The sequence below is a fragment of the Amycolatopsis solani genome (assembly GCF_033441515.1).
In the GTDB taxonomy this organism is placed as follows: domain Bacteria; phylum Actinomycetota; class Actinomycetes; order Mycobacteriales; family Pseudonocardiaceae; genus Amycolatopsis; species Amycolatopsis solani.
In genome coordinates, this window is the sequence record NZ_JAWQJT010000002.1 from 1,398,768 (window position 1) to 1,411,748 (window position 12,981).

The following is a 12,981-nucleotide window of genomic DNA, read 5'->3' on the forward strand; positions in this document are numbered from 1 at the left end:
GAACGCCCCACCGGTTTCGTCCGATCGGTCCCGGATTCAGCCCGGTCGTCCGGGATCGCCGCGGCGCTGGGACATGTACACCGCCGCCGACGTGCGCCGCTCGACGCCGAGTTTGTGCAGCACCGACGACACGTAGTTCTTCACCGTCTTCTCGGCCAGGAACAGCCGCTCGGCGATCTGGCGGTTGGTCAAGCCCTCCGCGACCAGGTCGAGCACCCGGCGCTCCTGCGGGCTCAGCTGCTCGTAGCGCGGGTCGGCGGTGGCGACGTTCTCCCCGCGCAGCTTGTTCATCACCGACGCGGTCAGCGTGGCGTCCAGCAGCGAGCCGCCGCCGGCGACCGTGCGGACGGCCTCGATCAGGGACCGGCCGGACACCTGCTTGAGCATGTAGCCCGCCGCGCCCGCCATGATCGCGCCGAAGAGCGCGTCGTCGTCCGAATAGGACGTCAGCATCAGGCACGCGGGCGGCGGCTCCACAGTGGACCGGATCTCGCGGCACACCTCGACGCCCTGCCCGTCCGGCAGCCGGACGTCGAGGATCGCCACGTCCGGGCGGGCCTGCGGGATCCGCACCAGCGCCTCGGCCGCGGTGGCCGCCTCGCCGACCACGTCGATGTCCGCTTCGGCCTCGAAGACGGTCTTCAGCCCGGTCCGGACCAGCTCGTGGTCGTCGAGCAGGAACACCGCGATCGTCATCGTCCACTCCCCTGCGCGCCGGCCCGTGCCGGCAGCTCGGCGGTCCATTCCAGCTGCGCGCCGCCGTCTCCGGCGGCCACCAGCACGCACGTGCCGCCCCACCGGGCCGCCCGCGCGGCCAGGTTGGCGAGCCCGCTGACCCGGTCGGACTCCGGCGGCGGGCCCGTGCCGTCGTCGCGCACGACCAGGCTCAGCCGCCGGCCCAGCCCGTCCACGGTGACGTCGACCGACGACGACGTCGCCCCGGCGTGCCTCGCGACGTTCGTCAGCGCTTCGCGCAGCGACGCGATCAGGTCCGAGCGGACGGCGTCCGGCACCGCGGCGTCCAGCGGCCCGTCGAACCCGACGCGCGGCTCGAAACCCAGCGTGTCCCGGGCGTCCACGGCGACCCGCAGCAGCTCCGCGCGGAGGCTGCCGTGCGCCTGCGCGGGCGCCTGCAGCGAAAAGATGCTGTTGCGGATCTCGCGGATGGTGCCGTCGAGGTCCTGGGCGAACCCGGCGACGCGCGCCGCGACCGCGGGGTCGGCGATCAGCCTGCTCACGCCCTCCAGGCCCAGCCCGGTCGCGAACAGCCGCTGGATCACCAGGTCGTGCAGGTCCCTGGCGATCCGGTCGCGGTCCTCGAACACCGCCAGCTGCTGACGCGCTTCCTGCGCGCGGGAGAACTCGACGGCGAGCGCGGCGTGCCCGGCGAAGGTCTCGGCCAGCTGGACGTCGGATTCGGTGAACGGCGACTTGTCGCGGAACTTCGCGACCACCAGCACCCCGAGCGTGTCCTCGCCGACGAGCAGCGGCACCGAGATGGCCGAGTCGAGGTCCTTGATCATGGCCGGCATCGGCCCGGCGCGGTCGCGCTGCTGTTCCTGGACGCGCTCGCCGTAGTCGCGCACGACCACCGGGCGGCGGGTGGCGAACGCGACGCCGGTGGCGGTGCCTTCGGTGGGGACGGTCAGCCCGATCAGCCGGTCGGCGTCGTCCCCCGGCGGCTCGACGACGTCGAACACCAGCTGCCCCGGCCCGGCCGGCCGCGCGATCGCGCCCGCGGTCCCGCCCGCGACGATGCGGGCGCGTTCGGCGATCAGCCTGAGCGTGGCGTGCAGGTCCTGCGCCGCGAGCAGGGCACCGGTGACGTCGTAAGAGGCCTCTAGCCAGCGTTCGCGGCGGCGCATCTGGTCGACGAGCAGCGCTTTTTCGACGGCCATTCCGGTCGCCGCGGCGAGCGCGCCCAGCACTTCCCGTTCGCGCCGGGTGAAGCCGCCGCCGTCCCCGGGTTCGAGCACGAGGGTCCCGAACACCTGTGTCCCCGCGCGGATCGGCACTTCGACCGCGTTCGCGCCGGGCTCGCCGCCGTACCGGGCGACGGCGTTCTCCGGCAGCTGCGAGAGGTCGAGGCGGCCGCGCGGGGCGCCCACCAGCTCGCACGTCGTCGCGACCGCCCGTTTCAGCAGCGACGGCAGCTCGAGCTCGCCGGCGATGCCGCCGACCGCCGCGAGGATCGCCGGCATGCTGATGTCGTCTGTCACTTCCCGTCGACCCCGCTGGCTCCGCCCGAATCCCCGGGCAACTCCCGGGCCGTCAAGGGTGCCACAAAGACTGCCCACGCCGGCCCAATCCGGTTCGTCCATCCGGTGGGTCGATCGGCGGAGCGGGTTCGTTACTGGGCGTGGCAGGCGAGCCGGTGGCCGCTGATCGACTCCGCCGGGATGCGCAGGAACCGGTGGCCGGCCGGGACCGGGCAGAGGCACGCGCAGGCGATGTCGACCGCGCCGGACTCGCCGGCCCGCCCGAGCAGGCTGACGTACCAGCCGGCGCCGAGGTCGTCGGCGTATTCGTCGGCTTCGAACGCGACGACGGCGTCGCGCGCGCCCGCGTAGAGGGGGCTGTCGGCCGGGACGGCGAACACCACGGCGTCGTCGACGACCGCGAAGCGGACCGGGCGGACCGCCGGCATCGCCCGGTGGGTGAAGATCACCCGGCCCAGGCTCGCCGTCCGCAGCAGCGCGAGGCATTGCTGCCGATCGAGCAGCAGCCCGAAGCCAACGTCGTCCACCATCGCGTCCCTGTGTTCCCTGTGGAATATCCCGGCCACCAGCGTGATCTCCAGCCCCGGCGCCCCGATAGGGCCGTTCGGCCCGGGCGGGCACGCGGCGCTCCGGCGGCACACCGCGGCGGTGCGCACCAGGGCCGGAAGACCCGGGCCGCAGCGGCCGCCCGGCCGGTGCGGCGGCCACGCGCAGTGACTTAGCGTCGTGATCATCCGTGACAGCGAGTGTGGGGAAAAGGGTGAGGCCGATGTCGCCGCAGTCGACCGAGGGCGCGTCCGCTCCTCCGGCGACGTTCACCCTCGACCCGGACCTCGTCCGGTCGGCGGTCCAGGGCAACCGCGCCGCGGTGGCCGGGCTGCTGCGCACCCTGCGGCCGCTGGTGTTCCGCTACTGCCTCGGCCGGCTCCGCACCTGGCAAGACGGTTCTTCCGACGCCGAGGACTGCGCGCAGGACGTGCTCCTCGCGATCGTCAACGCGCTGCCGGGCTACCGCTACGAGGCCGAGGGCTTCCTGGCGTTCGTCTTCGGCATCGCCTCGCACAAGGTGTCGGACTTCCACCGCCGCCGCGCGCGCGACCGCACGAGCCCGGTCGCCGAGCCGCCCGCCGAGCGCTGGACCGGCGGCGACCCGACGGGCGAAGAGGCCGAACGCTCGGCCGCGCTCGACTGGTCGACCGGCCTGCTCGACACGCTCCCGGCGCGCCAGCGCGAAATCCTGGTGCTGCGGATCATCCTCGGGCTGTCGGCGGAGGAAACGGCCGCCGCGGTCGGCCTCGCCAGCGCGGGCGCGGTCCGGGTGGCCCAGCACCGCGCCCTCACCACCTTGCGGCGCAACCTCCTCGGGCCGAAGCGCGCCGCCTCCTGACGCCGCTGTTCGTCATCGGCCCGGCTGCGCGGCGCCGCTGACGTTCTCCAGCCGGCGGCCGGTGGTGCGCGGGCCCAGGACGGCGATGTCCACCGCGACCACGACGAGCGCGCCGGCGACGATGAGGAAGAGCGTCGTCGGGCCCTGCGAGGTCAGCAGCGGGAGAAGCACGAACGGCATCGCGCCGCTGGCCAGCCGGGAGAGCGAATAGGTGCCGCTGGACGCCGTCGAGCGCAACGCCGTCGGGAAGATCTCGGCCTGGTAGATGTGGAAGGCGTTCGAGAAGAGGTTGCTGGTCGCGGTGTAGAGGAAGCCGAACACGAGGATCAGCGCCATCGAGCCCGCGTAGCCGAACGCGATGCCGAACACCGCCATCGCCAGCACCGAACCGACGACGAGGTACTTGCGCTCGACGCGTTCCACGATCGGCAGCGACAGCGCGGAGCCGACCGGGTAGCCGAGGTAGGTCAGCGCGGCGAACAGCAGTGACTGCGAAACGGCGTACCCCTTGGCGGCGAGGACGAGCGGGACCAGCGTGCCGAAGCCGTAGTAGCCGAGGGTCTGCAGGATGTGGAAGACGACCATCATCCAGGTCCGCCGCCGCAGGGCGGGGGCGAAGAGCTCCCGCACCGGGGCGGCGGCCCGCTTGCGGGTGACGCCCCGCTTCGGCGCCGGCGTGCCGAGGGTGGTGCCACGGGCTTCGGCTTCCAGCCCGGCGACCAGGTGCTCGGCCTCTTCGGTGCGGCCGACGGAGTCCAGCCAGCGCGGCGATTCGGGCAATCCGCGGCGCAGCAGGAAGACGGCGCCCGCGCCGAGCGCGCCGATCACGAACAGCCACCGCCAGCCGGCGACGCCGAAGACTTCGTGCTCGGTCAGGCCGCGGGCGAGGAAGCCGACGACCGGGAAGCCGCAGAAGGCGAGCGTGTAGGCCCAGGCGATGAAGCGGCCGCGCTTGCGGGCGGGCAGCAGGTCGGTGAGGTAGGTGTCGGCCAGCGGTGGCTCCGCGCCGAGGCCGATGCCCGCGAAGAACCGCGTCACCAGCAGCATCAGCGCACTGCCGCTGAACGCGCCGAGCAACGAGAAGAGCGAGTAGAGCCCGAGGTTCAGCAGGAACGCCCCGCGCCGCCCGAACCGGTCGGCGAGCCGGCCGAGGAGCAGGGCGCCGAAGAACATGCCGACGAAGGTCGAGGCGAGAAGCGGTGGCAGCGCGGCTTTGGTCAGCTCGAACTCTTCGACGAGCACGGAGCTGAGCACGCCGGTGAGGAAGACCTCGTAGAAGTCGAAGAACAGCCCGAGCCCCACGGCGACGGTGGCCCGCCGATGGGTCCGGGTGATGGGCAGCCGGTCGAGCCGGCCCGCGATCGTGCCGGTGTCCGGCGCCGTGTCGGGGAGGTGGGCCATCCGTCGTCTCCTTTGACTTCGCCACTATGTGGTTGGCTGACTCATAATGTGACGGGTGGTGGGGCGGAGTCAAGGACTGACGGGATGGGGACAGGATGTGTCAGCGCGCGTCGGATCGCAGGTCGGAGCGCGGATCCGGACATGGGGGACGGCGAGGAGTTATCGGCGGCGCGGCCGGCCCGAGGCAGGGCGGGCCCGGCGGCGCGACTGGCCGAGGCGGGGAGGGCCGGGCGGCGCGGCGGGCCGGGTGGCAGGCGCCGGACGGTGCGACCAGCCCGAGGCGGGGGCGGGTTCCGGGGCCGGGCGGGGCGGGGCGGCCAGCCCGAGGCGGGGCGGGCCGACGCGACGAGGCGGGGCCGAACGGCAGAGGCAGGCAGCCGGGCGGGTTGCGGGGCCAGGCGGCGCAGCCAGAGCGGAGGCACCTGCGCGCCGGACGGCGGCGGGGCGGGGGCGGGGGCGGGGGCGGCGAGCCAACCAGCCGCAGTGGCGGGCAGGCGGGCAGCCGGTCAGCTCAGCTGGGCCACGCGCCAAGGCCGGGCAGCTCGGTCCGGCAAGGCACCCAGCCACCCCGGTCAGAGGGCGGCGACCTGCTCCACGCCCGGCCGGTACCCCAGCCGCTCCGAAGCCTTGCGGGCCGCCGCCGCCACCAGCGGGGCCAGCGTCGGCACGTCGGCCGCCGTCATGCGCTGGGTTGGGGCGCCGATGCCGATGGCCGCGGTGAGCTCTCCGTTCAAGCCGAACACCGGGGCGCTCAACGAGGCCGCGCCCAGGTCCCGCTCCTCGAAGCTCACCGCGTACCCCGCCGAACGGATCTGGTCGAGCTGCTCCGTCAACAGGTCGATGTCCACCACCGTGCGCGGGGTGAAGCGCGCCAGGCCGTGGCCGATCGCGTCCTTGATCGCGAGTTTGTCCCAGGCCAGGAAGACCTTGCCCGCCGAACCCGCGTGCAGGGGCATCACCATGCCGACCACGAACAGCCGGACCACCGGATGGCGGGACTCCGCCAGGGAAATCACCGTGCGGTACGCGCCGTCCCGGACGTACAGGCACGCCGTTTCGCCCGTTTCGTCGCGTAGTTGCTGCAGCACCGGGCGGGTCAGGCGGACCAGGTCGAGGCCGAACGTGCCCGGGGCCGCCCAGCGGACCAGGCCGAGCCCCACCCGGTACGTGTCGTCGTAGCGGTCCAGGAAACCCTCGCGCACCAGGTTGTGCACCAGCCGCTGGCACGTGCTCGCCGGCAGCCCGGTGGACCGGGTGATCTGCTGCAGCGTGAGCTCCGGGTCGTCGATCGTGAACGACTCGAGGATCTGCTTGAACTTCCGCAGCACCAGCACCGGCGTCGTCCCGCCGCCGCCGCGTTCTTCCTCTGCCATCGCCCCGCCCCGTGCCCGTGGTGTGCCGCACAGTCTAGCGACGCTCGGCCCCGTTGACTCCGCGACACACGCCCGTATTCTGAGTTTACAACTCACGAAGTGGTTTGGAGTCGGGCATGAGTGAACAATCCGGGCCCCTCGCGGGCCTCCGGGTGGTCGAACTGGGCAACTTCATCGCCGCGCCCACCGCCGGGCGGCTGCTGGCCGACTTCGGGGCCGACGTCGTCAAGGTCGAGCGCCCCGGCACCGGCGACGAGCTCCGGCGCTGGCGGCTGCACGGCGGCGACACCTCCCTGCTCTTCCGCACCCTCGGCCGCAACAAGCGGTCGGTGACCGTGGACCTGCGCCGCCCCGAGGGCCAGGACATCGTCCGCGCACTCGCCGCCCGCGGTGACGTCCTGCTCGAGAACTTCCGGCCCGGCACCCTCGAACGCTGGGGGCTCGGGCCCGGCGAGCTCCGCGCGCTCAACCCCCGCCTGGTCGTCGTCCGCGTCTCCGGCTACGGCCAGACCGGCCCGTACCGCGACCGGCCCGGCTTCGGCGGCGTCGCCGAGGCGATCGGCGGCCTGCGCGCGCTCACCGGCTACCCCGGTCAGGCCCCCACGCGCGTCGGCGTCAGCCTCGCCGACTCCGTCGCGGGCCTCTACGCGGTGATCGGCGCGCTCATGGGCCTGCTCCGCCGTGAACGCGAGCCGGGCGCCCGCCCCGGCGAGGTCGTGGACGTCGCGCTCTACGAAGCCGTCTACTCCCTGATGGAGTCGCTGCTCCCCGACTTCGACGCGCACGGCGTCGAGCGCGGCCCGGCGGGCTCCGCGCTGCCCGGCGTGGCGCCGTCCAACACCTACCGCTGCGCCGACGGCAAGTACATCGTGATCAGCGGCAACGGCGACGCGATCTTCCGCCGGCTCATGCACGCGATCGGCCGCGCGGACCTCGCCGCCGACCCGCGGCTGGCCGACAACGCCGGGCGCGTCCGCCACACCGGGCTGCTCGACGACGCGATCGGCGCGTGGGCGGCCACGCTCACCCAGGAAGCCGCCGAAGCCGCGCTGCTGGCCGCGGCCGTGCCGGGCGGCCCGATCCTCACCGCCGCCGACATCGCGAAGGACCCGCACTTCGAAGCCCGCGGCATGCACGAGCGGCACCGCGTGCCGGTCGGCGAAGGCCGCGAAGCCGAGGTCACCTTCCCCGGCATCGTGCCCGCCCTGACCGAACGGCCGGGGCGCACCCGCGCGCTCGGCCCGGATCTCGGCGCGCACACCGAAGCCGTGCTCGCCGAGCTCGGCATCACCGGCGACGCCGTCGCCGATCTTCGCGAAAAGGGCGTGATCTGACGTGACCGAAGTCCTCATCACAGAGGTCGTGCTGCGCGACGGGCTGCAGGACGAGCCCGTCACCGTGCCGTCGCACGAAAAGATCCGGCTCGCCCGCGCCCTGGTCGACGCCGGCGTCCGCGCACTCGAAGTCGGCTCGTTCGTCTCCCCGCGCCGGGTGCCGCAGATGGCGGACACCGGCGACGTGCTGCGGGAACTGCTGCCGGACACCCCCGCTTGCCTGCACACCCTCGTGTTCACCGAACGCGGGGCGCGGCAGGCGATCGACGCCGGCGCGAAGTCGGTGCGACTGGTCGTGTCCGCCAGCGACGGGCACAGCACCGCCAACGCCGGGGTCCCCACGGCCGCGGCGCTCGACCGGCTCGCCGGGTGCGCCGAACTGCTCACCGCGGCGGGCGTCGCGATCGAAGCGTCGGTGGCGACCGCCTTCGTCTGCCCGTTCGACGGCGACACCGACCCGGATCGGACCGCCGATGTGGCCGCGCGGCTCGGCCGGCTCGGCGCCCGTGCCGTCCACCTCGCGGACACGATCGGGGCCGCGCGGCCGGGCCGGCTGCGCGCGGTCGTCTCGGCGGTGCGAGACGAACTGCCCGACGTCCCGCTCGGGCTGCACCTGCACAACACCTACGGCCGCGCGGCGGCCAACGCGTGGGAAGGGCTCTCGCTCGGGATCCGCCGGTTCGACGCGGCGCTGGGCGGGATCGGCGGGTGCCCGTTCGCCCCGGGCGCGTCCGGCAACGTCGCGACGGACGATCTCGTCGACTTCTTCCACGGCGAAGGAATCGCGACCGGGATCGACGTCGGGAAACTGGCCGCGGTGCGCGATCAGATCGCACTCGCGGTCGGCCACCGGCTCGGCTCGGCATTGGCCGCCATTCCGGCGGTGCCCGCGCCGCTGCGCTGATCCTCCGGTCGCACAACGCTTTCCGGCCGAGCGCATGCGCCGGGCCTCACCTGGGGATACGGACGGCGGTTCAGTTCGGTTCAAACTTTTTTCCGTGCTTGCCCGGTGTCAAAGGCCCGTGTAACTTCCATAACGGAACGATAACCAGCCGGTTGACGGCGCGGCCACGGGCAGGTGAGCGCGCACCCACTGATGTCGGGTCAGTGGACCAGCCGGAGAAATCGTTCCTTGCCGACACATTCTTGATGAACACGAGCTTGATGGACACGAGCCTGGGCTCGTACCCGTTCAGTGTCGCGCGTTCCCGCCAGCCCGACGCCCGGAGGATTCCCCCATGTCCCGCACCCAAGGACGGCATCGCATTTCCCGCCGGACCAAGATCGCGACCGGCGGCCTCGCCCTCGCGATCGCGGTCGGCGGCATCGTCGTCGCGACGACCACCGGCAACACCGGAGAAGCCAGCGCCGACGAGGCCGATCCCGCCTTCTACATCGACATCCTGAAGGTGCAGCCGAACCAGTTCGACCCGAGACCCGTCTACGGCGCCGCGACCGGCACGTTCACCGTCGACTGCGGCCGCAACGAAAACCAGCACTTCAACCCCGACAACTTCATCGCGCAGCCCGGCGTCCGCAACGGCGCGCAGCACCTGCACGACTACGTCGGCAACCTCTCCACCAACGCCGACTCCACGAACAAGAGCCTCGCGAAGGCCGGCACCACCTGCCGCAACGGCGACAAGTCCGCCTACTTCTGGCCCGTCGTCCGGATCGACACCGGCGAAGAGGAGAAGAACGAGCCCGCCAAGGCGCCGGACGGCGACCGGGCTCAGGCCGCTCAGGAGGCGAAGACCGTCCAGGTGGCCTGCCCGGACGTCGCGAGCAAGCTGCCGGACATCCCCGACCAGGCGATGGCCGAAGTGGACAGCAACCTCGACCAGCTCGACACCCAGACCGACGAGGCGAACCAGCGCGTCGCCGCGGCGCAGGGCCAGGGCGGCCAGAACCTGGTCCAGAACAGCATCGTCGGCCCGCTCAACGACCGGCGGCGGGCGATCATCGAGCGGATCCTCACCGCGATCGGCCGGTTCGCGCCGAAGCCGGGCGGCATCGGCGCCCAGCCGTGCACCACGAAGCCCGGCAAGGACACCGGATCGCCGACGCCGCCGCCGAGCAGCACCGCGGGCGGCGCGCTGCCGGGCCAGGACGGCAACAACGAGCTGCCCGGCAACGACGGCAAGATCCTGCGGCCGCAGAAGGTCCAGCTGACGTTCCGCGGCAGCCCGGTGGGCAAGGTCGTGGCGATGCCGAAGTTCCTGCGCGTGCTCTACGGCGACGCGAAGGTCTCGACCAACGGCCCGGCCAACGCGCGCGCCAGCTGGACGTGCACCGGGTTCGAGAACCGCGTCACCGAGAAGTACCCGATCTGCCCGCAGAACAGCAAGGTCAAGCGCGTGCACACGTTCCCGAGCTGCTGGGACGGGCAGAACACCGACAGCGCCAACCACCGCACGCACATCGTCTTCCCGGACCAGAACGGCCGGTGCGCCAAGGGGTTCAAGGCGGTCCCGCAGCTGCAGATCTCCCTGACCTACGACATCCCGCACGACATCCAGGTCAAGAAGCAGTACAAAGTGGACGCATTCCCCCAGGAGAAGCACAACCCGTTCTCCGACCACGACGACTTCGCGAACGTGATGTCGCAGCGGATCATGAACGGGCTGGTCAACTGCGTGAACCGCGGGCGGACCTGCCGGGCGTGACGTAGCGAGACCCGCGAAGGCCCCCACCGGCGACCGAGCCGGTGGGGGCCTTCGTCGTGCGCCGGTCACCCCGGGACCGTGACGAACGCATGCCCGGGTCCGTGCGGATCGCAGTCCAGAAGACGTCAGAACGCACGGCGCCGCCCGAAACTGGTTCCCGTCACCCCGCCCCGGTGGCCCCACCGGGGGACAGCCACACAGGAGGAACCATGATCTCGACCTTCGAGCGCCCCTCGGCCGTCGTCGTCCACAACCGCGCGGTCGTGCACAACCGGGCCGTCGTCCACAACCGCGCCGTGGTCCACAACCGCGCCGTCGTGCACAACCGCGCGTCCGCCAAGTAGTCCCGGCCCAGCCGTAGACGTGCCGCGGCCCCGCTCCGGGCCGCGGCACGGCCCCGCCGACGAGGGGAACGCCATGCCTTCCGACGACATCCGCCTGCAGCTGACCGGGGTCGAGCTCCACGACCTCGAACCGGAGCTGTGCCTGCTCATCACCCCGAACGGCGGCCAGTACTCGATCACCGCGCCGGTGGGCGGGTTCCGCGCCTGGCTCGGCCGCTGCGACGGCACCCGGACCCGGGCCGAACTGCTCGACGGGATGAGCCCGGACCACGCGGAAGTGCTCGACGTCCTCGAAGCGGACGGCTGCCTGCACCCGGCCACCGGCGACGACGGCGCCGAGCGCCTCGCCGCGACCACGGTGCTGGTCACCGGCGCGCCCGAGCTGACCGGTCCGCTGACGGCGGCCCTCGGCGCGAGCGGCTACGGCGCCGTCCACGCGCTCGCCGGCACCGACATCCCCGTGACACCGGCGGACACCGTCCTCGTCGCGGCCTACACCCACCCCGCCCACCGGGAGCTCTCCGCGCTGGACGCGTTGTGCACCGGACACGGCGTGCGCTTCTTCCCGTTCCGCGTCGAACGCGGCCAGGGCATCGCCGGGCCCGCGATCGAGCCGGACATCGGCCCCGACTTCGCGGACGTGCTGGCGCGGCGCCGCTCGGCCGCCCTCGACCCCCGCGTCCCCGACGCCTTCGCCGCCGCCGTCGCCCCGCCCGGCCCGCGGTTCCGGCCGGGCGCCGCCCGCTGGCTGGCCGCCGCCGTCGCCGTCCAGGTCGAACGCTGGATCGCCGGCGAGCCCGCCGAGACGGCGACCGGCGAGCTGGAGCTCGATCCCGTCCGGCTGACCGCGCTCCCCCGGCCCGTGCTGCCCGTGCCCGACCGGCCCCGGCCGGTGCGCGAGCGGGGCTTGCGGCCGGACCTGCTCGTCGACGACCGGACCGGCATCGTGACCGCGGTCCACGAACTGCCCGCCGCGCCGGGGATGCCCGCCCGGCTGAAGGTGTGCGCGGTGGACGTCGCGGACATGCGGCGGGTCGTCGACTGGCCGAACGACCGCCAGGCGTTCGGCACGTCGTGGCACGACTTCGAGCTCGCCCGCGAGTCCGCGATCGGCGAGGCGGTCGAACGCTACTGCGGCAGCTGGCTGCCCCCGGACCGCGAAGTCCGCCACGGCAGCTACGAACGGCTGCGCCGCGACGGCGTCCCGGCCCTCGACCCGCGGCGGCTCAACCTCTATTCGGCCCGGCAGTACGCGACCCCGGGGTTCCCCTTCGCGCCGCTGACCACCGACGTGGAATGCGCGTGGGTGGAAGCCTTTTCGCACACGACGAAGGAGCCGGTCTGGGTGCCGGCGAGCCTCGTCTCCCAGGCACCCGAACCCACCGGGGCGCGGTTCACCGACCCGCTGATCGCCGGGCTGGCCGGCGGCACCAGCGCGGAGCACGCCGTCACCTCCGGTCTCGAAGAGGTGCTGGAGCGCGACACCACCATGGTGTGGTGGGCCAACACGCCACGGTTGCGCGCCCTGCCGGTGCCGCCCGAGGTCCGCGCGCTCATCGCCGACACCACCGAAACCTACGACGTGACGCTGATCCCGCTGGACAACGAGTTCGCCGTCCCGGTCGTCGCGGCCGCGGTGTTCGACCGCGCGCGGCGCTGGCTGTCGATCGGCTTCGCCACCCGGCCCGACGCGCTGGAAGCGGCGAAGAAGGCGCTCGCCGAAGGGTTCACGCTGCAGCACACCTGCCTGGCCCTCGACGACGAGCGCGAGCTGGCGGCGATGCGCGACGACCTGCCGCACCTGGGCAACCTCAAGCCGTACCGGGCCGACCGGCGCTACCTCGACTCCTACCGCGCGGACTTCGGCGACGTCGTGGACCTGCTGTGCCAGCAGCAGGTCTACCTCGACCCGCGCGCGGCGGCGCACGTCGCCCCGTGGGTGCGCGACCTCCCGGAGCGGAGCTGGGAAGGACTGCCCGCGCTCGGCGAGCGGACGCTCAAGAGCTACCAGGAGCGCGTCGAAGCCCGCGGGTTCGAGGTGCTCAGCGTCGACCTCACCACCCGTGACGTCGCCGCCGCCGGGTTCCACGCCGCGCACACGCTGGTGCCGGGGCTGGTGGCCAACTTCCCGGCCGGGCTGCCGTACTGGGGCGACGGCCGCGTGCGCCGCGCGGCGGTCGACCTCGGCTGGCGCGCGCACCCACTGCCCGAGGAGCGGCTGAACACCTTCCCGCTCCCCCACGCCTGAGGACGCACC

At 73.2% G+C, this 12,981-nt stretch carries 11 protein-coding genes; 6 read left to right on the forward strand and 5 right to left on the reverse strand.

Translation table 11 applies throughout. The features are described from left to right. Positions 1-36: 36 nt before the first annotated feature. The 3 genes from SD460_RS26970 to SD460_RS26980 all read right to left on the reverse strand — a co-directional run bounded on the left by SD460_RS26970 (position 37) and on the right by SD460_RS26980 (position 2,749). On the reverse strand, positions 37-696 hold the full coding sequence (locus tag SD460_RS26970; protein ID WP_290061340.1) for a response regulator: 660 nt from the start codon (positions 694-696) through the stop codon (positions 37-39). Continuing rightward, the gene (locus tag SD460_RS26975; protein ID WP_290061355.1) at positions 693-2,201 is read right to left on the reverse strand and encodes a sensor histidine kinase; all 1,509 of its coding nucleotides are present in this window, start codon (positions 2,199-2,201) and stop codon (positions 693-695) included. Before SD460_RS26975 ends, SD460_RS26970 begins: the two co-directional genes overlap by 4 nt. A 149-nt stretch (positions 2,202-2,350) precedes the next feature. Next, entirely contained in the window at positions 2,351-2,749 is a 399-nt protein-coding gene (locus SD460_RS26980; protein ID WP_290061338.1) for a pyridoxamine 5'-phosphate oxidase family protein, read from the reverse strand. 239 nt (positions 2,750-2,988) lie between these two features. On the opposite strand from SD460_RS26980, the gene SD460_RS26985 reads away from it, so the two are divergent. Next, positions 2,989-3,606: a sigma-70 family RNA polymerase sigma factor gene (locus tag SD460_RS26985; protein ID WP_318306900.1), complete on the forward strand. Its 618-nt coding sequence runs from the start codon at positions 2,989-2,991 to the stop codon at positions 3,604-3,606. A 12-nt stretch (positions 3,607-3,618) separates the two neighbouring features. Here SD460_RS26985 and SD460_RS26990 read toward each other — a convergent pair whose 3' ends face one another. Then, the gene (locus SD460_RS26990) at positions 3,619-5,007 is read right to left on the reverse strand and encodes an MFS transporter (protein ID WP_290061333.1); all 1,389 of its coding nucleotides are present in this window, start codon (positions 5,005-5,007) and stop codon (positions 3,619-3,621) included. Between the two features lie 572 nt (positions 5,008-5,579). After that, a complete protein-coding gene (locus SD460_RS26995; RefSeq protein WP_290060627.1) occupies positions 5,580-6,380 on the reverse strand; it encodes an IclR family transcriptional regulator in 801 nt (266 codons plus the stop codon). Between the two features lie 116 nt (positions 6,381-6,496). On the opposite strand from SD460_RS26995, the gene SD460_RS27000 reads away from it, so the two are divergent. The 5 genes from SD460_RS27000 to SD460_RS27020 all read left to right on the forward strand — a co-directional run bounded on the left by SD460_RS27000 (position 6,497) and on the right by SD460_RS27020 (position 12,972). After that, entirely contained in the window at positions 6,497-7,714 is a 1,218-nt protein-coding gene (locus SD460_RS27000; protein WP_290060625.1) for a CaiB/BaiF CoA transferase family protein, read from the forward strand. Position 7,715: 1 nt separating this feature from the next. Beyond that, positions 7,716-8,618: a hydroxymethylglutaryl-CoA lyase gene (locus SD460_RS27005; protein ID WP_290060624.1), complete on the forward strand. Its 903-nt coding sequence runs from the start codon at positions 7,716-7,718 to the stop codon at positions 8,616-8,618. A 334-nt stretch (positions 8,619-8,952) separates the two neighbouring features. Beyond that, positions 8,953-10,380, forward strand: a complete 1,428-nt coding sequence (locus SD460_RS27010; protein WP_290060619.1) for a DUF1996 domain-containing protein — start codon at positions 8,953-8,955, stop codon at positions 10,378-10,380. Between the two features lie 209 nt (positions 10,381-10,589). Continuing rightward, entirely contained in the window at positions 10,590-10,724 is a 135-nt protein-coding gene (locus SD460_RS27015; protein WP_268747407.1) for a hypothetical protein, read from the forward strand. Positions 10,725-10,797: 73 nt separating this feature from the next. Next, the gene (locus tag SD460_RS27020; protein WP_318306901.1) at positions 10,798-12,972 is read left to right on the forward strand and encodes a YcaO-like family protein; all 2,175 of its coding nucleotides are present in this window, start codon (positions 10,798-10,800) and stop codon (positions 12,970-12,972) included. Positions 12,973-12,981 lie beyond the last annotated feature (9 nt).